We start from the raw sequence: 20,183 nt of genomic DNA on the forward strand, positions 1-20,183 counted from the left end.
GTCAACGAGTTTGCGTTAGCGCAAAACGAGGCGGCCCGGCGGCAGTATTTTTCAAGGTAACGGTCTGAATCGATTGGAGTTGACCCCATGGCTGGCGCCCGATCCCGCAACTTTGCGGGCTGGCCGCTGTTTGCGAACAGCTTTCGCCCGTTTTTCCTGCTCGCCGCAATCCAGGCATCGCTCTCGATCCTGGCCTGGCTGCCGATGTTCTACGGCGAATTGTCGGTGAGCTCCGCGTTCGCGCCGCGCGACTGGCACGTCCACGAGATGCTCTACGGCTTCCTGCCGGCTGTCATCACCGGGTTCCTGTTCACCGCCATCCCGAACTGGACCGGGCGCCTGCCGATCCAGGGCGGGCCGCTGGCGGCCTTGCTGACGGTCTGGCTTGCCGGGCGCGTCGTGGTGACGCTGTCGGCGAATACCGGCTGGGCGTTTGCGCTGGTCGTTGATGCGGCGTTCCTGGCATTGGTCGTAGCGGCCGCGACGCGTGAGATCATCGCGGGCGGCAACTGGCGCAACCTGCCCGTGGTGGGGCTGGTGCTGGTTCTGCTCGCCGGCAACGTCGCCTTCCACGTCGAAACGCATTACGAAGGCGCGGCCGACGTCAGCATCCGCGTCGGCATCGGCGTGGTCATTCTGCTGATCGGCCTGATCGGCGGCCGCATCATTCCGAGCTTCACCCGAAACTGGCTGGTCAAGTTCAATCCCGGCCGCCTGCCGGTGCCGTTCGGACGATTTGACGGCGGGGTGATCGGCTTGAGCGCGCTGGCGCTGATCGCGTGGATCGTGGCGCCGCTGAACATGATCACCGGCGTCGCGATGGCGGTGGTTGGCGTGCTGCATCTGGTTCGGCTTGCACGCTGGGCCGGCGATCGCACCACGCGCGAGCGGCTGCTGCTGATCCTGCATGTCGGTTACGTCTTCGTGCCGCTCGGCTTCATCCTGAATGCTGTGGCCGCCTTGGGCGAGCTGCCGCCAAGCGCCGGGATCCACGCCTGGATGGCAGGTGCGGCGGGAACGATGACGCTCGCGGTGATGACCCGCGCGAGCCTCGGCCATACCGGACAGGCGCTGACGGCTTCGCCCGCGATCCAGGGAATCTACGCTGCGATCGTCATCGCGGCCCTGGCCCGCGTCGGTGCCGTCGTGTCGCCCGCGTATAACGATGTGCTGCTGCACATTGCCGCCTGCGGCTGGATCATCGCCTTCCTCGGATTTGCCGTCGCGTTCGGACCGCTGCTCGCCGGCAGCGGGCGACGGGCGCTCGCCACGATGGGCGTGCCCGCTCCCGCGCGCTGAATTCAGGCGGCAGTCGCCGAGGGCTGTGCTGACGGAGGCCGCACGCCCTTGCGCCAATCGGTGATGGTGCAGCCGAAGCGGCCGCGAAACCAGCGCGCCATGGCGCTCTGCGCGGAGAAGCCGAGCTGCACCGCGATGTCGGCCAGCGGCCGGGCGGGATCCTCGATCAGCTGGACCACGAGATCGGCGCGTTGCGCGTCCAGGATGGCCGAGAAGCTTGTGCCCGATGCGGCGAGGCGCCGGTGGATGGTGCGGCGGGTGCAGGCCAGATGCTCGGCGACGCGCTCGACCGTGCAATCGCCGCTGGCGAGCAGGGTGCGTACCACCTCGTCGACCTTCGCCTCCCAGCTGGCCGGCTTGGTCTCGATCGCCTCGATCCGCTTGCGCAAGTAATTTGCGATCAAGGGATGCGCGCTCGGAATCCGGCGCTCCAGGTCGTGCGCCGACAGCAGAATCGCATCGTCATCCGCATTGAAGGTCACCCGGCAGCCGAAGAAGTCGCGGTAGCGCTTGCGGTCGTGCGGCGGCGGGTAATGCAGATGCACTTCCAGCGGCCGCCAATCGCCGCCGAACAGCGACTGGATGATGCGGTGGACGCTGCCGAGCGCCATGTCGATCGACTGCCTCGGCGCGCGCGGCTGCCGGCCGCGCAAATGCAGCGTGATGGTCACGGTCCGTTTGTCGCGCATGACGTCGAGCCGCATGCCGTCATGATGGATGTGGATGAAACGCGAGAACGCCTCGATCGCTTCGCCGACGGTCGCCTGTTCGCGCACGATCAGGCCGACCGCGCCGAAATTGGTGAGGCCGCCGCGCTCGGCGAGACGCAGGCCGAAATCCTCGGCACCGGACGCCGCCGCCGATAATTCGAGCAGGCGGCGCAGGCCAGTGACGGCGATGGGGATGTCCGGCTTGTCGAGGCAGGCCAGCGGCAGCCTGACCTTGCGCATCATCTGGTTGGGGTCGAGCCCGACCGACCGGGCGACCTCGGGGTAAAAGCTCAAGCCTGCGCTGCGAATGAGGTCGGTCATGCGACCCGTTCCTGCCAGCCATTCCCGCAGATGTCCCGAAATGTAAAGTTTCTGTCTCAATCCGTCAAATCCGGGAACCGGGTGGCGCATACATAAGAGAAACCGAAGCACTGGCGTGAATGCCGTGCGCACGACGGCGGGGCGCGACGGAGCCTCCGGCCGTCTCGGGCCATTTGACCAAGACATTGCTGGATCGGGACTATGCCGGGGAACATGCTTTCCAAGGGCGAGGTTTTCGTCATCGACACTGACGCCGCCTTCCGCGAACAACTTTCCGCCGTGCTTGAGCAGAGCGCCTATGACGTGATCTGCTTTGCCGATGGCGCGTCTCTGCTCTCGGAAGCCAAGGCCCGAATGCCGGCCTGTGTGCTGCTGGAGATGCCGCCGGATCGCTCCGCTCTCGACGTGCTCAGGCGGTTGCGCGAGGAGAATTGCATGGCGCCGGTGCTGGTGACGTCGGCGAACGGCAGCATTGCCATGGCAGTCGACGCCATCAAGAGCGGCGCGACCGACTTCATCGCAAAGCCGTTCCGGACCCACGACATCGTCGGCCGGATCGATGCCGCCATCGATGAATTCGCGCAACCCGGCGCGATCCGGCAACGCTGGCTGCCGGGCTGCGAACCTCTGACCGCGCGCGAAGCCGATGTGCTCGAGCATCTTGCCGCCGGCCTCACCAACAAGGGGATCGCCCGGCGGATGCATCTGAGCGCGCGGACGGTCGAAGGTTACCGCGCCAGCATCCTGAAGAAAGCCGGCGCCAAGAACGTCACCGATCTGCTCCGGCGCATCTTCGGCCAAGGCTCGTAGACCCAGGCCTGAAGCTGCCGGGATCACCCGAGCGTTCCGCGGCCATGGTGCCGCCGCGGCGGTGCCCCATGGATACCTCAATCGAACCAGTTCCTTCCCTGCCGCGTCCAACCACGATGGCGAGGCATTTCATCGCGCGCGTCCGGCTGGCGGCGCGGCGATACCGGCAGGAGGGACTTCATGCGCATCACCGCCAGATATTTGGCAACCACGGGCCTGGTCCTGGTGACTACGGCCCTCGCGTCGCCGTCATGGGCGGCCAACGTGGACGCCACGTCGGCGATCGACACGGTGACCGTCTATCCCGACGGCGCCACCATCACCCGCGTCATTTCCTTGGATCTGGCCTCCGGCGATTCGACGCTGGTCGCCAAGGATTTTCCACTCTCGCTCGATCCGTCGTCCCTCCGCGTCGAAGGCGAGGCGGGCGCCAAGCTCACGATCGGCACGATCGATGCGCGCCCGCCGAAGGCCGCGCCGCCGGTCAACCAGCCCGAGCTCGACAAGCGCCTCGAAGCGCTGAGGGATCGACGGGCCGACCTGCAGGGTGCGATCGACTCGGCCAATGCCCGGCGCAAGTTCGCGCAGCATTTTGCAGAAGCTTCGCCGGCCGGCCTCGGCGAGAAGGGCGAGGCGCGCCCGATCGCCGAATGGCGCGCGGCCTTTGCCGCGGTCGCCGAGGAGGTCGCGACCGCCGACAGCGCAATTCGCGATGCGACGCGAAAACAGCGCGAGCTCGACCGCCAGATCGCGGAATTGGAAGCCGAGCGCTCGGCCAAGCCGCCGAGCAAGCTGGAAGTGCGGATCGACGTCGCCTCGGCCGCTGCGACCAAGGCGACGCTGCGGGTGACCTATGCCGTGCGCAACGCACGCTGGGTGCCGCTCTACGACGCCCGGCTCGACACCGGCGCCAGGGATCGCAAGCCGCAGCTCGAACTGGTTCGTCGCGCCGAGGTGACGCAATCCACCGGCGAGGACTGGTCGAACGTGACGCTCGGCGTCTCCACGACCCGCATCAGCCGCGGCGGCAGTGCCCCGGAGCTGCATTCGCTGATCGCGCAATATCCGCAGGTACCGAAGCCGCTGGCAGCAGGTTCGGTCTCCGATCTGGCGCGGCCCGCGCCAATGACGCGCCAGGCGCAATCGCCCGCCATGGCCAAGATTGCAGAGGCGGCCGAGTCGCGCGAGCGGGCGGACGAACAGCAGGCCATCGCCGAGATCGGCGACTTCCAGGCGACCTTCAGGATTCCCGGCCGCGTCAGCCTCGGCGCCGCCGAGGGCGCCAAGAGCCTCCGCATCGCTTCGGTGAACGTGCCCGCCGATCTCGCGGTGCGCGCCGCGCCGGTGCTGGATCCGACCGCGTTCCTCGAAGCCAGCTTCAAGCAGACCGACGACACAACGCTGCTGCCGGGCAAGGTCGCGATCTACCGCGACGGTACCTTCGTCGGCCGCGGCAAGATCACGGCGTCCGCTAAGGACGACATTGTGCGGCTCGGTTTCGGCGCCGACGACAAGGTCAAGATCGAGCGCGCCGTGCTCAAGCGCAACGAAGGTTCGGCCGGCCTCTTGGTCACGACGTCGAAGACCGAGGAGCGTTCGTTCAAGACCACGATCCGCAACGGCCATGATTTCCCGATTCGCGTCGCGATCGAGGATCAGCTGCCGGTCAGCGAGAACGAGGACATCGTCGTCGAGTTGCTGCCCTCGAGCACCCAGCCGACCGCAACCAACATCCGCGACAAGCGCGGCGTGCTGGAATGGTCGTTCGACGCCAAGCCCGGCGAGGCCCGCGACATCAACTTCGCTTGGCGTGTCCGCTGGCCGAAGGACAAGAGCATGGTGATCGTGCCGGCGGGGTAGAGGTGGTGCCTTCACCTCTCCCATAGGGAGAGGTCGAAACGCATCGAAGATGCGTTTCGGGTGAGGGGTTACATCCTCACGTGTCGCTGCGGCCCCTCACCCGGATTGCTGCGCAATCCGACCTCTCCCCGCTGGGGAGAGGTGAGGGGCAGCCCGCATCGACTGCGGCAGCACATACGGCACGCCGTCGGCCTGATGCACGAGCGCGTCGATCTCGAAAATCTCCCGGATCCTCTCGCGTGTGACGACATCGGCGCGCGGGCCGTCCGCGGCGAGCCTGCCGCCGGCCAGCACGACCAGTCGGTCGGCAAAGCGGATCGCGAGATTGAGATCGTGCAGGATCGCGATCACGGCGGTGCCGGCAACCGCTCGGCGGCGCGCTGCTTCGACGAGGTCGATCTGGTGGCGCAGATCGAGGCTCGAGGTCGGCTCGTCCAGCAGCAGAAGCCCGGGGCCGTGCTCGGCCTCGCCGCAGGCGAGCTGCACCAGCACGCGGGCGAAATGAGCGCGCTGCTGCTCGCCGCCTGACAACGTCGGCAATTGCCGCTCGCGGAAATGCGACAGGCCGACCTCGTCCAGCGCGGCATCGACGAGCGGGCCAGCCTCGCGCAAGCTGCGCTCGCCCGCGCCCATCAGCACGATCTCCTCGACGGTGAAGGGAAAGGTGACGTTGATGTGCTGGGACAGCATGGCACGGCGCGCGGCGAGCTCGCGCGGCGTGAAGCGGCCAATGTCGCGCTGCTTGAGCCGCACCTCGCCGGCGCTCGGACGGAGATCGCCGGAGAGCAGCCGCAGCAGCGTCGACTTGCCGGCGCCGTTCGGGCCGATGATGGCGACCATCTCGCCGGCCGCGACCGTCAGGTCGACGCCGTCGAGCAATGTCGCGCGGCCGGCGCGCTTGCCCAAGTGTCGTGCCTCGAGCACCGCGGTCACAGCGCGGCGAGCCCGCGCTGCCGCAGCAGGATGAAGAGAAAGACGGGTGCGCCGACGGCCGCCGTCAGGATGCCGATCGGCATCTCCGCCGGCCCCACGATGGTGCGTGCCAGCGTGTCGGCGCCGACCATCAGGATCGCGCCTGATAGCACCGAGGCTGGCAGCAGCAGGCGATGCGCCGGGCCGATGACGAGACGGAGCAGATGCGGCACCACGATGCCGACGAAGCCGATGACGCCGCTGATCGACACCGCGACGCCGGTCATGGCCGAGACCATCACGATCGAGATCCGCTTCAGGCGCTCGACATCGACGCCGCCGTGAAAGGCATCGGCCTCGCCGAGCACCAGCAGGTCGAGACCGCGGGCGATGAAGGCGCAGGCCGCGAGTCCGGCACTGAGGACCGGCGCGAGCATTGCGGCCTTGGTCCAGGTTGCGCCGCTCATTGAGCCCAGCATCCAGAACGTGATGTCGCGCAGCTGGCGATCGTCGGCGATGAAAACCAGCAGCCCGATGCCCGCATTGGCGATCGCGGTGATGGCGACGCCGGCGAGCAGGAAGATCGCGATCGAGGTGCGCCCCGAGCGACTGGAGATGCCGTAGAGGATTGCGGTGGTCGCCAGCGAGCCCGCGAAGGCCGCCAGCGGCAACAGCTCGGTCTGGAGAAAGCGCAGCGCCTCGCCGAAGCGGGAATCGGTGAAGACGATCGCGCTTGCGGCCGCGAGCGCGCCGCCGCTGGAGACACCGACCAGGGCGGGATCGGCGAGTGGGTTGCGAAACAGCCCCTGCATGATCGCGCCGGCCGCGGCAAGCAGGCCGCCGATCATCGCAGCGGCCGCGATCCGGGGGATGCGGATCGACCACAGCACGAGCTGGTCGCGTGCCGTCATGGCCGTGCTTTCGCCGGCCAAGCCCAGCGCGGCAGGCAGCCGGGAGAGCGGGATGCCGGAGGCGCCGACCGTCAGGGCGGCGATCGCGGTGATCACCAGCACCATGAGCAGAAGGGGAATCGCGAACGATGCGGCCCGCCGTCCCGCACTGTGTCGCGGGCCCCGTGCTTCGATCCCGACGGCCGCGCTCATTGCCGGCAGTTCGCCGTCGACAGCGCCGACGTGAATGCGCCGCCCGCAGCCAGGGCCGGGTAAAGCTTGACCGAGAGATCGCGCGCCGCCGCCGCGGTGCGCGGCCCGAAGCCGAGTAGATAAAGCCCATCCATGGTGATGAAGCTCTTGTTGGCCGCGACCGGCGTCAGCGCAAAGCCGGGGTGCGTGTAGACTGCATCGGCCTGCAGCGATTCCTTGCCGCGCTCGATCGACAGCACGACATCGGGCTTTGCGGCCACGATCGCCTCGTCGCCGATGGTCTTGTAGCCGTCGTAATCGTCGACCGCGTTGGCCGCGCCCGCCAGCTGGATGATCTCGTCGGCCGCGGTCTTGTGGCCCGCCACCATCGCCCGCCCGTTCTGGAGCGACATCACGAACATCACGCGCACTGGCTTCGTCACCTTGGCGCGCAGCGCGCGGAGCTGCGCAAGATCGGCGCCGACCGCGGCGCTGAGACATTCGGCACGCGCATCGACGCCCATGGCGTGGCCGACCAGCTTGATCTTCGCAATCAGGCCTTCCTCGGAGAAGGTCTCGGGCACCAGCACCAGCGGCACCTGCGCCGTCTCCAGGATGTCCATGGTCTCGCGCGGGCCCGAGCCCTGGATCGCCAGGATCAGCGTCGGGTTGAGACCGAGCACGCCCTCGGCCGAGATCTGGCGCATATAGCCGACATTGGGTTTGTCGTGCAGCGCCGCCGCCGGATAAAGGCTCGTGGTGTCGACGCCGACCAGCCGGCTTTCCAATCCCAGCGCATAGAGGATCTCGGTGATGGCGCCGCCGATCGACACCGTGCGGGCAAAATCGGCAACAGTGACGTCGCGATTGCGCGCGTCGTGCACGGTGATGCCCGCGGCGTGCGCAGCAGACGCAAACGCGATTCCACCGGAGAGCAGGAGACTGGCGAGGGTGCGGCAAGATGTCATTGCAATTACTTCGTCAGGATCAGCTTGTTCTGCGAGGTCAGGCGGAGACGATAACTGTCCTCGCCATGCGCAATGATGATCTCGCGCTCGGCGGCAAACAGCTCGCGGCTGTCGATGCGGCTCCCGCGCATGGTGAGCGTTCGCGTTGTTGCAGAAGGGCTTTGTGCCGGCCCTGCCGCGCTGCCGCTGCTGTCTCCTGATGTTGCTGACATAGTCGGTGTGACGCGCTTTCGAAAACTTGGAGTACCGCCCGTTTGTATAGGCGGCGCCAAGCGCATTCCAACGTTCGCAGTTTACAATCGATATAAACTGCAACCTGATGTCATTGACCGTCAGAGTGTTGCCACGTAACCATTTCTGGCAGCGGGGAACTCGCCCGCCTCTCGAGACACTCAGCCAGCCAGTCGCTCGCGTTGCGAGCGCACGCCAGCCAGACGACATCAAAAACTAAAGTGAAGTGCAGGCTGGGGCTGATATGGCTGACGGGGCTAGGTATGCGCGCGCCGTGATTTTGGGCGCGTCGGTGGTTTCAATTGCGGCAATGACGGCGGAAGGCAGTCTCGCGCAGACCGCATCGCCGCAGAGTGAAAACGCGTCCTCCGAACGACCGAAACAGGCCAAGCGCAAGCCTGCGAAGCCGCAAGTCGCACAGCAGCCGACGCCTGACGCCCTGAATGCGCGCGCCCAGGCTGGCAGCACGGCACCCGTTCAGGTGCTCGACACGATCACGGCTGCGGCGACCAAGACGGAAGAGCGCGCCGTCGACGCGCTGGCGCCGGTCAGTGTGGTGTCGTCCGAGCAGATCGAAGCCCGCCAAGCCAGCACCATCGGCGATCTCATATACAACTTGCCCGGCGTCTGGGTTCAGAATCGCGGCGATGATCCGGCCACCTCGATCAACATTCGCGGCCTCCAGGATTTCGGCCGCGTTGCCGTCGTGGTCGACGGCGCGCGGCAGAACTACCAGCGCACCGGTCACTTCGCCAATGGTTCGTTCTTCCTCAATCCGGAATTGATCAGCGGCATCGACATCGTGCGCGGGCCGACCGCGAACATCTACGGCTCCGGTGCGATCGGCGGCGTGGCCTCGTTCCGCACCAAGGACATCGAGGACGTTGTCCGCGTGGGAGAGCGCTGGGGCGTCGACGTAAAAACCATCCTCGGCAGCAACTACGGACGCGCACTCGGATCCGCCTTTGGCGGTGTTCACGTCAATCCCAATGTCGACGTGTTCGCAGGGGGTACCTATTCGACGCAGGAGAGCTACAAGGACGGCACCGGCTTTGAGGTCGCCAACACCGGCAATCGGCTCAGCAGCGGCATCGCCAAGCTGACGGTGCGGCCGGCGGACGGCCACGAGGTCAAGCTCGGCGCCATTTTCCAGGAGGATATCTTCAGTGTAGGCCAGCCGCCCCGGCGCGCGGGCGATCCCAATTCGACCAATGCGAACGGCACAAACAATCTGAGCGGTACGTCCATCTACGCGTCCAACGTGAAGAATTACACCACGACGCTCGGTTGGAAATACGCGCAGCCGGACGATCAGTGGTTCGACTGGGATGCCAAGATCTACTGGAATCGCACCGAGAACGACCAGATCAAGACCAGGCACACCACTGCGACGCCCTCCGTTTATTGCGGCGGCGTGCCCGGCAACGCCGTCTCGGGATGCATCGGGAGCAATCGCGGATACCTGCTCGATACAATCGGCATCGATGTGCACAACACGACGCGCTTCGAAACGGGAAGCTGGCGCCACGCGGTGACTTACGGTCTGGATGCGTTCCAGGACAAGGTGTCATCTCAAGACAGGACCGGTACATCCGAGGTCACGACCCCCGGCGGTCAGCGCACAGTATCGGGCGGCTTCGTGCAGTGGAGGGCGAACTACACCTCGATGCTCGAGGTGATCGGTGCGCTCCGTTACGACAATTATCAGCTTTCCTCGGCGTCCTCGTCGTCGGGCGGCGATCGCCTGTCGCCGAAGATCACCGTTGCTCTCGTTCCGACCGCTGTGGTAACCCCCTATGCCAGCTACGCGGAAGGCTATCGGGCGCCCTCGATCACGGAGACGCTGGTGAGTGGGCCACATGCCGGCGCGACGGTCAACGACTCGTTCTTCCGTTGTCCGTCGGGCACGCCGGGACCGGGCGCGGATTCGACCTTCTGCTTCGTGCCCAATCCAAACCTGCGCCCCGAGATCGGCAAGAACAAGGAGATCGGCTTCAACATCAAGAAGAACGATCTCTTCACGGCGGGCGACACGCTGCGCGGCAAGATCAACGTGTTCCGCAACGACATCAGCGACTTCATCGATCAGGTCGCTTACGGAAACCCGCTCGTGGTCCCGACCGGGCCGCCACCGGCACCGTCGATCACGGTGCTCCCGTTCCTGCAGTATCAGAACGTGGCGTCCGCGCTTATTCAAGGCGTCGAGGCCGAGGCGATGTATGACGCGAACCTGTGGTTCTTCGGCCTCTCCGGGACCTATCAGAGCGGAAAGAATCTCCAGACCGGCTTCGGCCTCTACAGCATTCCGCCGCAGAAGATCACGACGACGGCCGGCGTGCGTCTGCTCGACCGCACCCTCATCCTTTCGATGATGTGGACGTCGGCAATCGCCAACTACGACATCCCCAGGACCTACACGCCGGCGACGTCGTACGATCTCGTCAATCTTTACGCGCAGTATCACCCGACGCGCGATCTCACGCTCAACTTCTCGGTCGAGAACCTCTTCAACCGCTACTATCGGCCGTACGCCATTCCGGTCGGTAGCACGGGTGACACGCAAAATGACGTGAAGTGGGCGAGCGCCGGTGCCGGGCTCGTGATCAAGGGAGGTCTCAAGTACCACTTTGGCGGCACCTGAGGGAGACACCGGAGGTTCTCTCCAGGGATGCCGAGCTGATCTCGAAAGCCACGCTGATGCGTCAGCGTGGCTTTCGATCCGTCATGAAAGATCCGATCGGCAATTGCCGATCTACAAGTCACAGGAGAAAAGTCGAATGTTCATCGCCATGAATCGTTTCCAGGTGAAGCCCGGCTCGGAAACCGCGTTCGAAACCGTCTGGCGGACCCGCGAGTCCTATCTCGGCAGCATGGCGGGCTTCGTCGAATTCCATCTGCTCAAGGGGCCGGTCGCCGAGGACCACACGCTGTATTCCTCGCATACCGTGTGGGTCGACAAGGCGGCCTTCGAGGCCTGGACGCGCTCGGAGGAATTCCGCCGCGCTCATGCGCGCGCCGACAACAAGACCGGCGAGAGCCTCTATCTCGGTCATCCGAAGTTTGAAGGCTTCGAGGTCATCATGACCGAGCGCAAGGCGAGCGCGGCGGCCTGATCGCGGCCGATCACGAAAGGAAGCCGGACATGCTGAGCACCGAACTCGCCGATCTCAAGGCGTACATGGCCGACAATCCCGGCGCGGTGGTCGAGGACGTTGCGCGCGAGCGCAAGGTCACCCCGCGCGCGGTGATCGAGGCGCTGCCGCCGTCCATGGTGCGCATGGGAGGCGGCGAGCATTTCGCCGCCGCCATGCAGGACATTTCGGAATGGGGCGAGGTGACGCTGATCGTGCACACCGATGACGCGATCTTCGAGTTCACGGGATCGATCCCTGCGGGCGAGGTCGGCCGCGGCTATTTCAACCTGATGCAGCCGAAGGGCCTGCACGGTCATCTCCGCCACGAGCGCTGCGCAGGAATTGCCTTCGTCGAGCGGCCCTTCATGGGCAAGGTGTCGGCCTTCGTCGCCTTCGTGAACGCCGACGGCGGCATCATGTTCAAGGTCTTCGTCGGCCGCGACGAGACGAGGGCGCTGCGGGCTGATCAGCTGGCACGGTTCCGGCAGCTTGCGGACCGGATCGCGCCCGCACTCTAGTTTGCTTCAACCGGGGGAGATCAGGATGCAGAGCAAGTCCAGGCTTCGGCATGTGATCCCAGCAATCACGCTGGCGCTCGCGCCGGCTCCGGCCTTCGCGATCGACGCGGCGCTGTTGCCGCGCAATCTGTCGCCTTGGGGCATGTTTCTCGGTGCCGACATCGTCGTGAAGGTCGTGATGGTCGGCCTCGCCATCGCCTCGCTGGTGACATGGACGGTGTGGCTCGCCAAGACCGTCGAGCTGCGCCGCAAGGCCTCGCTCGCCGTGCAGCGGACACGTGCCCTCGAGGGCAACATGACGCTGGCCGAAGCATGCGCACGGACCGGCGACGCGCGCGATGCGGTCGCGCAGCTGATCCAGTCCTGCGCCAGGGAGGCCGAGCTCTCCGGCGGCATCGTCGATGACGGCCTGCAGGAGCGCATCGCATTGCGGCTGGAGCGGGTCGAGGCGGCGATGGCCCGGCAGATCGCGCGCGGCACCGGAGTGCTCGCGACCATCGGCGCCACCGCGCCCTTCGTCGGCCTGTTCGGCACCGTCTGGGGCATCATGAACTCGTTCATCGGCATCTCCGAGAGCCACACCACCAGTCTTGCGGTGGTCGCGCCCGGCATCGCCGAAGCGTTGCTCGCGACCGCGCTCGGTCTCGTCGCCGCGATTCCGGCGGTGGTGATCTATAATCACCTCGTCCGCGGCATCGCCAATTACCGCGCTTTGCTCGGCGACGCCTCGGCGCAGCTCATGCTGCTGGTGAGCCGCCAGCGCGACCACGGCCATTTCCGTCTGGCGCGAGCGGCGGAGTAGGCCATGGCCGCCAGGCTCGGGACATCGAAGCTCGGCTCGCGCGGCGATGCCGGCGAGCTCGAGGTCACGCACGAGATCAACGTCACGCCGTTCATCGACGTGATGCTCGTGCTCCTGATCATCTTCATGGTGGCAGCGCCACTTGCCACCGTCGACATCGGCGTCGATCTGCCGGCAACGGCGGCCGAGCCGGCACCACGGCCCGACAAGCCGGTCTTCGTCACGGTCAAGCCGGACCTTTCGATCGCGGTCGGTGAGGATGTCGTCGCTCGCGACGTGCTCAGCACCTCGCTCGATGCCGCCACCAAGGGCCGCAAGGACGAGCGCATCTATCTGCGCGCCGACAAGGCCGTCTCCTATGGCGAGCTGATGGAGGTGATGAACACCTTGCGCAACGCCGGCTATCTCAAGGTCGCCCTCGTCGGCCTCGACGGACGCAGCTGATGGCCGCGAACGCCTTCGCCCTGCACGAGCCGCTCGGCGAGCGCGACGGCGCGCGCTGGGGTCTATCGGCGGGCGTGATCGTGGCGCTGCATGTCGCCGCCGCGCTGCTTGCAATGAGCTGGCTCAGGACGCAGCCCGAGCAGGGCGTCAGCCTGCCTGCGATCATGGTCGACATGTCGCCGGTGACATCGGCGCCGCAGCCGACGCTGGACGACGTCGCGCCGGGGCCGCTGATGCAGGAGACGGATGCCTCGCTGCCGGAGCCGGTGCAGCAGCAGGCCGTCGAGGAGACCATCGCGCCGACGCCGCCGCAGGAAAGGCCGGAGGTGGTCGCGCCGCCGGAGCAGAAGCTCGAGCCGACGCCCGCCAGGCCCGAGCCGGCGAAAATCGTGCCGGTCGAAAAGCCCGCGCAGGAGAAGCCGAAGGTGGTTCGACGTGAGGCAAAGAGGCCGTCGGACGCAATTCCGGCGCCGCGCACCAGCGCACCGCCGCGCGCCGAGCGTGAGGCGCCCATGGCATCCGCCATGAGTGCGGGTGCGACGGCCGCCGCGGTCGCATCCTTCAACCAACGCGTTCGCGCGCATCTGATGCGCTTCCATTCCTATCCGGCCGGCGGCGGCGGCCAGCGCGGCGTTGCAAGGCTCAGCTTCACCATCAGCCGCAGCGGGCAGGTGACGTCGAGCCGCCTCAGTGGTGCGTCTGGCATCGCCGCCTTCGACGCCCAGGCGATGTCCATGCTCCGCCAGGCCTCGCCGTTCCCGCCGATCCCGGATGAGATCAAGAACGGCGCGATGAGCTTCACGATTCCGGTGGCATTTACGGTGAGGTAGCCCTCGGTGTCATGCCCCGCGAAGGCGGGGCATCCAGTATTCCAGAGGCAGCGAGATTCATCAGGACTGCTGCGGCGTACTGGATCGCCCGGTCAAGCCGGGCGATGACAATGAGGGTGGGGCGCTCACTTCGCCTTCAGGAAATCCGCGACCTCGAGCAGCACGAATTCGTTGTCGTCGGCCTTGTTGGGATCGCGGCTGGAGGAGAACGGCAGGTTGTTGTCGTTGCCGACGATGATGTGGGTGTCGTCGACGCGATCGACGTTCTCGATGGTGAAGAACGGGAAGGTGTAGACGCCCTCGTTGAGCGACTTGCGCGCCTTCTTGTCGGGATCCCTGATCTTCATCAGGTCGACATAGCCGATCTTGCGCACGGGCTTGCCGACATTGGCGTCGGAGAGCTCGATCTTGTAGACGCGCTTGAACTTGGCGAGGTCGGGGAAGCAGTTCTCGCCGCGCTGGCCTTGCGGGCAGGCCTTGTCGGCCGTGCCTTCGCCGTTGTCGCGCTCGATGACGAGGCCGGAGGCCTGGTCGATCATGTTGAAGTCGCCGATCGCGTTGCCGTTCTGCTCGAACACATATTGCCAATAGCGGCCGGTGAATTTCTCCGCGGCGACGTCGAATTCGAGGATGCGGGAGGCTTCCTTGCCGTCGACCTTCTCCCAATCCTTCTTCTCGGCATCCCACAGCGGTCCCTCGAGCAGGCCGTAGAGGAACTTGCCGTCCTTCGACGCGGCGAAGCCCTCGTAGCCCTTGGAACGGCGGAGATTGACGTTGGTGTAGGTCGCGCCCGGCGCGGCTGGCGTTCCCACCGCCCAATTGTCGGGCGAGCGCACCGGCTTGCCGTCGGCCACCGTGTCGAACACGCCGAGGATTTTGCCGGATTTGTCCGCCTTCAGGATATAGGGGCCGAATTCGTCGCCGATCCAGAAGGTGTCGCCGACGATCTGGAAGCCTTCGGTGTCGAAATCGGAGCCGGTGAGATAGCGCTTCTGGGTGTCCTCATGCACGATGCGGAACGGCACGCGTCTGTCGGGGTCGTGCAGGAAGATGGTCTCCAGCCGCTCGATCTTGCCGCTGGCCCAATCCATCTTGTAGCGGTTGAGGTACAGCATCGAATCCGGCGAGTTCGCGCGCGCGCCCATGCCGTTGTCGGTGAGGACCCAGAACGTGCCGTCGGGCATGGTCTTGATGCCGGAATGGCCCTGCAGAGGCTGGCCCTTGAACGGCAGCGACACGCCGGTCGGACGTTCAAAGGACTTGCCCATGACGGTGCCGGGCGCGTCGACCCGCTTGCCGGTGGTATATTTGCCTCCCGCCTTGAGATCGGCGGGGGCATCGGCCGGCGCCTCGATGAACGTTTCAGCCGGCATCACCACGTGGCCGGCGAGCTTGGCGGGGAATTCGCCCTCGCTCTGCGCGAGCGCGGTGCTCGCGGTGAGAATCATCGTGGCGACGGTGCAAAGAAAAGTCGCGCGCATGTGCGTCTCCTGTTGGCGGACGCAACGCTTATGCGGATCGCATGTTGCAGGATTGTGAAGCCGGGCCAAAGGCCGCAGCTTCGTCTACTCCTTTACCGCCCCCGTCAGCGATGACACGTAATAATCCACGAACAGCGAGTAGAAGATCGCGACCGGCAGCGAGCCGAGCAGCGATCCCGCCATCAGCGCGCCCCATTGATAGACGTCGCCGGTCACGAGCTCGGTCAGGATCGCGACCGGCACCGTCTTGTTGGCGCCGCTTTGGATGAAGGCGAGCGCGTAGATGAACTCGTTCCAGGACAGCGTGAAGGAGAAGATGCCGGCCGAGATCAGCCCGGGCACCGCGAGCGGCAGCGTGATCCGGCGCAGGATCTGCAGGCGCGTCGCGCCGTCGACCAGCGCGCATTCCTCGAGCTCGTAAGGAATCGACTTGAAATAGCCGATCAGGAGCCAGGTGCAGAACGGCACCAGGAAGGTCGGATAGACCAGAATCAGGGCCAGCGGCGAGTCGAACAGGCCGAATTGCACCACGACGGTCGCGAGCGGAATGAACAGGATCGATGGCGGCACCAGATAGGCGAGATAAATGCCGAGGCCGACATAGGGACTGCCGCGGAAGCGCAGGCGCTCGATCGCGTAGGCCGCCAGTGTGCTCGCGATCAGCGACAGCGTGGTCGAGCCGATCGCGACCAGCATCGTCGTCTTCAGCCATTGCGGATAGGCGGTGTTAAACAACAGATGCTTGATGTGCGCCAGCGTCGGCGAGGAGATCCAGAACGGGTTGTTGTCCCGGTAGTTCATCAGCTCCGCGTTCGGCTTGAACGAGGTGATCGCCATCCAGTAGAACGGAAACAGCAGGATCAGCACGAAGCAGCCGAGCGGCAGGTAGATCATCATCAGCCGCCGCAGCCCGGAATCCCAGGCCATGGTATCGGGCGGCGCTTTTGCGTCGGCGACGGTGGAGCCTTGCGCGACGGAGTCAGTCATTGGCCTCTCCTTGCTGCCATTTGCGGCGCGCCAGGCCGAAATAGGAGAACAGCGTCGCGAACACCAGGAACGGGATCATCGACACTGCGATCGCCGCGCCTTCCCCAAGCTCGCCGCCGGCGATGCCTCGCTGGAACGCCAGCGTCGCCAAGAGGTGGGTCGAGTTCACCGGGCCGCCGCGGGTGATGGCGTAGACCAGCTGGAAGTCGGTGAAGGTGAAGATGATCGAGAAGGTCATGACGATGGCGAGGATCGGCATCATCATCGGGAAGGTGATGTAGCGGAAGCGCTGCCAGGCGCTGGCCCCGTCGAGCATCGCGGCCTCGTAGAGCGAGGGCGAGATGGTCTGCAGGCCCGCCAGCAGCGAGATCGCGACGAAGGGAATGCCGCGCCAGATGTTGGCGGCGATCAGCGAGAAGCGCGCCGGCCAGGGCGAGCCGAGGAAGTCGATATTGCTCGACTTCCAGTGCAGAACGTCGACCAGGAGATACGAGATGATCGAGAACTGCGGATCGTAGATCCACCAGAACGCCAGCGCCGAGAGCACTGTCGGGACGATCCAGGGCAGCAGCACGATGGCGCGCAGTAGGCTCTTGAACGGGAAATGGTTGTTGAGCAGCAGGGCGAGCCAGAAGCCGAGCGCGAATTTCCCGACGGTCGCCACCCCCGTGTAGAACACGCTGTAGAATACCGCGTTCCACCACAAGGGATCGGTCAGCAGGTACTGGAAATTCTCGAGCCCGACGAAGATGCCGCGCCGGCCGATCGTGGTGTCGGTGAAGGCGAGCCAGACGCCGAGCCCGAGCGGATAGGTCAGGAACACGGTGAGCAGCCCGAGCGCGGGCGCAAGGCACATCGCGATCAGGAACGGCTTGTAGTCGAACAGCCGCACGATCCAGTTCGGCTGCCGTTGTGCCAGTGGGGCGGAGGAGAGGGTGGTCACGGACATTAGTGTGTTGTCCTGTTCTTGAAATTCAACACGCCGTCATTGCGAGCGAAGCGAAGCAATCCAGTCTGCTTCCGCGGTGAAAGTCTGGATTGCTTCGTCGCAAGGGCTCCTCGCAATGACGGCCTATCGGCCGTCACTTCTGCCGTCGGAAGTAGCGCTTGCAGCGCTGCTCGGCTTCGGCGGCCGCGGCTTCCGGCGTGGCAGCGCCGGTGGCGACGGACGCGCACATCTGAATCAGCACGTAATCGGCGCTGACCGCGCCGGTCGCCGTCGAGATCGGCCCCTTGTAGCCGTCATAATAGGTGCTGTTCATCGTGTTCTTGAACAGGCTCACCTTCGGATCCTGCGACCACACGGCAGCCTCGGCATAGGCGGCCAGCGGCTGGGACCAGTAGCCGGAATTGGCATTGAGCCACGGCTCGTATTGGTCCTTCTCCAGCATGTATTGCAGGAAGGCCTTGGCGGCGTTGGGGTACGGGCTGTGCTTGAACACCATGGCGTTCAATGTCAGGCCCGCCATCGGCGAGACCTTGGCCAGGCCCTTGGGCAGCAGCTGATGCTCGCTGTCCTCGGCGATGGCCTTGGTGGCCGGATCGTTCTTCAGCGAGAAGTACAGCGAGACGCCGTTGGCCGTCAGCGCGATCTCCTGCGAGGAATACGCCCGGTTGTTGCTGACGTCGTTCCAGGACGGCGTGCCGGCGATGAAGGTCGGATACAGCTCCTTGACCCAGTTGAGCGCGGCGATCGTCTCCTTGCTGTTGATGGTGACGTTGCCCTCCTCGTCGAGCAGGGAGGCGTTGTGCGACCACAGCGCCCAGTTGGCGAAGCCGTTGCCGTCGCCCTTGGCGTTGCCGAGCGCGAAGCCGGCCGGCTTGCCGGCCTTGTGCAGCTTGCGGCAGAGGTCGACCACGCCGGCATGGTCTTCCGGAACCTTGTCGAAGCCGACCGATTGCAGGACGGACTTGCGGTAGATCAGGGGACCCGCGGTGGCGCCGAACGGCAGTCCGATCCAGGATTCGCTCTTGTTCTTCTTGCCGTAGCGTTGCGCCAGCGGCAGCCAGCCGCCATACTTCTTGCCGAGATAGTCGGCGACGTCGGTGAGCTCGATCAGCTTGTCGATGTAGATATGGGGCGCGTCGGAGAAGCCGATGATGATGTCGGGGCCGGCGCCGGAATTCGAGGTCACCGCGGTCTGCTGGTTGATGTCTTCCCAGCCGACGAAGTCGACCTTGACCTCGACCCCGGTGTCCTTGGTGAACTTTGCGGCATTGGCGCGGAACACGTCCTCGTCCGCCTGGACGAAACGCACCGGGCGCAGCATGCGCAAGGACGCGCCCTTTTCGATGTCGAGCTTGGGTGCCGGGACGTCGGCAGCCTTGATATTCGATGTTTGCGCTGCAGCACCGGTGGCCGCGAGCGTTGCAGCGGACAGGCCCAGCACCAAGGCATCACGACGTGTGATGTCGTTCCTCATCAGTTCCTCCCTATGATGTCTCCCTTCCCGGCGTTGATCGCCGGTGAAGGGCCGTTTCGGTCGTGGGCGCTGATGCGCCGGCCGCCTAGCTGTTCGGTCCGCGATCCATGCTGACGGGCTGCCAGCGGCGGAGCGCGGTGTTCTGCAGCACCGACGGATTGACACAGCTTACCGGCCACATGCCCTGAAGCACCAGTGACAATTCGTAGCCCACCCGCCGCTTGCGCGCCTCGTCGAACCGTGCCGAGGCCGAGGCGACATGGGCGGTCAGGGTCACGTTCTCCATGCCGAGCAGGGGATTGTTGTGCGAGGGCGGCTCCTTTTCCAGCACGTCGAGGGCGGCGTGCGCGATCCAGCCCTCCTGCAGCGCCTTGATCAGGCTCTCCTCGTCCACGGTGGCGCCGCGGCCGGTGTTGATGAAGATCGAGCCTTTCTTCATCTGCCGGAAGTGCTTCTCGGTCAGCATGTGGTGCACCTCGGGCCGTGCAGGGGCATGCATCGAGACGAAGTCGGATTGCGACAGCACCTCGTTCAGCGTCGCCGGGATGACGCCGTGGTCGTACATCAGCGTTTCCTGGATGAAGGGATCGTAGGCCATCATGCGCAGGCCGAAGGGCGCTGCGCGTTTCGCAACCGCGCGCGCGACGCGGCCGAACGAGACGAAGCCGAGCGTCTGGCCCATCAGCCTCGGGATCTTCAGCAGCGCCGGCCGGCCCTCGGCCCAGCGGCCGTCGCGCACCATGCGGTCCTGCTCGACCAGGCGGCGGAAGCCCGCGAGCAGCAGCATCATGGCGTGGTCGGCGACCTCCTCGATGAACGTGTCGGGGATGTTGGTGACCGGAATGCCGCGGGCAGTGGCGGCCTTGACGTCGACACTGTCGACGCCGACCGAGCCGAGCGTGATGACCTTGCAGCTCTCGAGTGCGTCGATGATCGACTTGGTGATCGGGATGCCTTTGGCGTAGATCGCGTCGGCATTTTTCGCGGCGGCGATGAACCCGGCCTCGTCGGCCGGCGCCTCGATGATCTCGGCATCGATCGGATCGAGCGCCTCGCGCTCATAGGAATAATCGCTGCCCGCGACCGTGAAGCTCGCACCCTTCGGCGTCACCACCCTGTATTTCGGCATTCTCTGCTCCCGATTGGTTTCTTGTCGTGGCCCGCCTTCGTGACGGGCCTTTGCGTCTTTTACGCGAAATCGGGGCGGGCGCGTACAATTCATGGTTGTCGCGAGCGAGGTATCTTTCCGCTTTTCCGAGCAGGGTCGGGGCTTTTACGGAGGTACGTAAGTAACTTGCTAAGGGCTCCGCCACTAAACCTTGATTCGAATTTGATCGATCTCGTCGTGCGCCCGTACCATTATTGCCGGAG

19 protein-coding genes are annotated in these 20,183 nt (G+C 65.5%); 9 read left to right on the plus strand and 10 right to left on the minus strand.

Annotation, left to right across the window (positions count from 1 at the left end):
- The first annotated feature begins 87 nt into the window (after positions 1–87).
- Entirely contained in the window at positions 88–1,299 is a 1,212-nt protein-coding gene (locus N2602_RS06975) for an NnrS family protein (protein ID WP_260382161.1), read from the plus strand.
- Between the two features lie 2 nt (positions 1,300–1,301).
- Here the strand turns inward: N2602_RS06975 and N2602_RS06980 are convergent, their stop codons facing one another.
- Complete coding sequence (locus N2602_RS06980) at positions 1,302–2,330, minus strand: AraC family transcriptional regulator (protein WP_260382162.1); 1,029 nt, start codon at positions 2,328–2,330, stop codon at positions 1,302–1,304.
- Between the two features lie 201 nt (positions 2,331–2,531).
- Between N2602_RS06980 and N2602_RS06985 the strand changes: the two genes are divergently transcribed.
- Together N2602_RS06985 and N2602_RS06990 are read left to right on the plus strand one after the other, a co-directional pair.
- Positions 2,532–3,140, plus strand: a complete 609-nt coding sequence (locus N2602_RS06985) for a response regulator transcription factor (RefSeq protein ID WP_260382163.1) — start codon at positions 2,532–2,534, stop codon at positions 3,138–3,140.
- 180 nt (positions 3,141–3,320) lie between these two features.
- The gene (locus N2602_RS06990; protein ID WP_260382164.1) at positions 3,321–5,000 is read left to right on the plus strand and encodes a mucoidy inhibitor MuiA family protein; all 1,680 of its coding nucleotides are present in this window, start codon (positions 3,321–3,323) and stop codon (positions 4,998–5,000) included.
- 96 nt (positions 5,001–5,096) lie between these two features.
- Here N2602_RS06990 and N2602_RS06995 read toward each other — a convergent pair whose 3' ends face one another.
- From N2602_RS06995 to N2602_RS07010, 4 genes are read right to left on the minus strand one after another with little or no spacing between them, the layout of a single operon-like run.
- On the minus strand, positions 5,097–5,933 hold the full coding sequence (locus N2602_RS06995) for a heme ABC transporter ATP-binding protein (protein ID WP_260382165.1): 837 nt from the start codon (positions 5,931–5,933) through the stop codon (positions 5,097–5,099).
- Entirely contained in the window at positions 5,930–7,015 is a 1,086-nt protein-coding gene (locus tag N2602_RS07000) for an iron ABC transporter permease (RefSeq protein WP_260382166.1), read from the minus strand. Before N2602_RS07000 ends, N2602_RS06995 begins: the two co-directional genes overlap by 4 nt.
- Positions 7,012–7,962, minus strand: a complete 951-nt coding sequence (locus tag N2602_RS07005) for a hemin ABC transporter substrate-binding protein (protein WP_172784716.1) — start codon at positions 7,960–7,962, stop codon at positions 7,012–7,014. The genes N2602_RS07000 and N2602_RS07005 overlap by 4 nt, the downstream gene beginning before the upstream one ends.
- Before the next feature lie 5 nt (positions 7,963–7,967).
- On the minus strand, positions 7,968–8,174 hold the full coding sequence (locus N2602_RS07010; RefSeq protein ID WP_246504594.1) for a hemin uptake protein HemP: 207 nt from the start codon (positions 8,172–8,174) through the stop codon (positions 7,968–7,970).
- Between the two features lie 263 nt (positions 8,175–8,437).
- Here N2602_RS07010 and N2602_RS07015 point away from each other — a divergent pair, with 263 nt between their 5' ends.
- The 6 genes from N2602_RS07015 (at position 8,438) to N2602_RS07040 (ending at position 13,921) form a co-directional block, all read left to right on the plus strand.
- Positions 8,438–10,834, plus strand: coding sequence for a TonB-dependent hemoglobin/transferrin/lactoferrin family receptor (locus tag N2602_RS07015; RefSeq protein WP_260382167.1), 2,397 nt, complete (start codon positions 8,438–8,440; stop codon positions 10,832–10,834).
- A gap of 136 nt (positions 10,835–10,970) precedes the next feature.
- A complete protein-coding gene (locus N2602_RS07020; protein WP_172784714.1) occupies positions 10,971–11,306 on the plus strand; it encodes an antibiotic biosynthesis monooxygenase in 336 nt (111 codons plus the stop codon).
- A 29-nt stretch (positions 11,307–11,335) separates the two neighbouring features.
- Positions 11,336–11,845 carry a heme utilization cystosolic carrier protein HutX gene (hutX, locus tag N2602_RS07025; RefSeq protein WP_260382168.1) on the plus strand — a complete coding sequence of 170 codons (510 nt, stop codon included), beginning with the start codon at positions 11,336–11,338 and terminating at the stop codon, positions 11,843–11,845.
- A 25-nt stretch (positions 11,846–11,870) separates the two neighbouring features.
- Positions 11,871–12,647, plus strand: a complete 777-nt coding sequence (gene exbB / locus N2602_RS07030; RefSeq protein ID WP_260382169.1) for a tonB-system energizer ExbB — start codon at positions 11,871–11,873, stop codon at positions 12,645–12,647.
- A gap of 3 nt (positions 12,648–12,650) precedes the next feature.
- On the plus strand, positions 12,651–13,091 hold the full coding sequence (gene exbD / locus N2602_RS07035) for a TonB system transport protein ExbD (protein ID WP_212254311.1): 441 nt from the start codon (positions 12,651–12,653) through the stop codon (positions 13,089–13,091).
- A complete protein-coding gene (locus tag N2602_RS07040; RefSeq protein WP_260382170.1) occupies positions 13,091–13,921 on the plus strand; it encodes an energy transducer TonB in 831 nt (276 codons plus the stop codon). Before exbD ends, N2602_RS07040 begins: the two co-directional genes overlap by 1 nt.
- Before the next feature lie 125 nt (positions 13,922–14,046).
- Here N2602_RS07040 and N2602_RS07045 read toward each other — a convergent pair whose 3' ends face one another.
- The 5 genes from N2602_RS07045 to N2602_RS07065 all read right to left on the minus strand — a co-directional run bounded on the left by N2602_RS07045 (position 14,047) and on the right by N2602_RS07065 (position 19,941).
- Positions 14,047–15,402, minus strand: coding sequence for an esterase-like activity of phytase family protein (locus N2602_RS07045; RefSeq protein ID WP_172784709.1), 1,356 nt, complete (start codon positions 15,400–15,402; stop codon positions 14,047–14,049).
- Between the two features lie 84 nt (positions 15,403–15,486).
- The gene (locus N2602_RS07050) at positions 15,487–16,329 is read right to left on the minus strand and encodes a carbohydrate ABC transporter permease (RefSeq protein ID WP_225112986.1); all 843 of its coding nucleotides are present in this window, start codon (positions 16,327–16,329) and stop codon (positions 15,487–15,489) included.
- A gap of 52 nt (positions 16,330–16,381) precedes the next feature.
- Positions 16,382–17,338, minus strand: coding sequence for a carbohydrate ABC transporter permease (locus N2602_RS07055; protein ID WP_172784707.1), 957 nt, complete (start codon positions 17,336–17,338; stop codon positions 16,382–16,384).
- 133 nt (positions 17,339–17,471) lie between these two features.
- On the minus strand, positions 17,472–18,812 hold the full coding sequence (locus tag N2602_RS07060) for an ABC transporter substrate-binding protein (RefSeq protein WP_212254316.1): 1,341 nt from the start codon (positions 18,810–18,812) through the stop codon (positions 17,472–17,474).
- An 85-nt stretch (positions 18,813–18,897) separates the two neighbouring features.
- Positions 18,898–19,941, minus strand: coding sequence for a C-terminal binding protein (locus tag N2602_RS07065; RefSeq protein ID WP_260382171.1), 1,044 nt, complete (start codon positions 19,939–19,941; stop codon positions 18,898–18,900).
- Positions 19,942–20,183: the final 242 nt, after the last annotated feature.

The organism is Bradyrhizobium sp. NC92 (assembly GCF_025200865.1).
Taxonomy (GTDB): Bacteria; Pseudomonadota; Alphaproteobacteria; order Rhizobiales; family Xanthobacteraceae; genus Bradyrhizobium.

Excerpts from the sequence above, each read along its gene's own strand:
- N2602_RS07065 (WP_260382171.1), bottom strand. The coding sequence starts at position 19,941 with ATGCCGAAATACAGGGTGGTGACGCCGAAGGGTGCGAGCTTCACGGTC.
- N2602_RS06975 (WP_260382161.1), top strand. The coding sequence starts at position 88 with ATGGCTGGCGCCCGATCCCGCAACTTTGCGGGCTGGCCGCTGTTTGCG.
- N2602_RS06990 (WP_260382164.1), top strand. The coding sequence starts at position 3,321 with ATGCGCATCACCGCCAGATATTTGGCAACCACGGGCCTGGTCCTGGTG.
- N2602_RS07055 (WP_172784707.1), bottom strand. The coding sequence starts at position 17,338 with ATGTCCGTGACCACCCTCTCCTCCGCCCCACTGGCACAACGGCAGCCG.
- N2602_RS07060 (WP_212254316.1), bottom strand. The coding sequence starts at position 18,812 with ATGAGGAACGACATCACACGTCGTGATGCCTTGGTGCTGGGCCTGTCC.
- N2602_RS07015 (WP_260382167.1), top strand. The coding sequence starts at position 8,438 with ATGGCTGACGGGGCTAGGTATGCGCGCGCCGTGATTTTGGGCGCGTCG.
- hutX (WP_260382168.1), top strand. The coding sequence starts at position 11,336 with ATGCTGAGCACCGAACTCGCCGATCTCAAGGCGTACATGGCCGACAAT.
- N2602_RS07045 (WP_172784709.1), bottom strand. The coding sequence starts at position 15,402 with ATGCGCGCGACTTTTCTTTGCACCGTCGCCACGATGATTCTCACCGCG.
- exbD (WP_212254311.1), top strand. The coding sequence starts at position 12,651 with ATGGCCGCCAGGCTCGGGACATCGAAGCTCGGCTCGCGCGGCGATGCC.
- exbB (WP_260382169.1), top strand. The coding sequence starts at position 11,871 with ATGCAGAGCAAGTCCAGGCTTCGGCATGTGATCCCAGCAATCACGCTG.
- N2602_RS07050 (WP_225112986.1), bottom strand. The coding sequence starts at position 16,329 with ATGGCCTGGGATTCCGGGCTGCGGCGGCTGATGATGATCTACCTGCCG.
- N2602_RS07000 (WP_260382166.1), bottom strand. The coding sequence starts at position 7,015 with ATGAGCGCGGCCGTCGGGATCGAAGCACGGGGCCCGCGACACAGTGCG.
- N2602_RS07020 (WP_172784714.1), top strand. The coding sequence starts at position 10,971 with ATGTTCATCGCCATGAATCGTTTCCAGGTGAAGCCCGGCTCGGAAACC.
- N2602_RS07040 (WP_260382170.1), top strand. The coding sequence starts at position 13,091 with ATGGCCGCGAACGCCTTCGCCCTGCACGAGCCGCTCGGCGAGCGCGAC.
- N2602_RS06980 (WP_260382162.1), bottom strand. The coding sequence starts at position 2,330 with ATGACCGACCTCATTCGCAGCGCAGGCTTGAGCTTTTACCCCGAGGTC.
- N2602_RS07010 (WP_246504594.1), bottom strand. The coding sequence starts at position 8,174 with ATGTCAGCAACATCAGGAGACAGCAGCGGCAGCGCGGCAGGGCCGGCA.
- N2602_RS07005 (WP_172784716.1), bottom strand. The coding sequence starts at position 7,962 with ATGACATCTTGCCGCACCCTCGCCAGTCTCCTGCTCTCCGGTGGAATC.
- N2602_RS06985 (WP_260382163.1), top strand. The coding sequence starts at position 2,532 with ATGCCGGGGAACATGCTTTCCAAGGGCGAGGTTTTCGTCATCGACACT.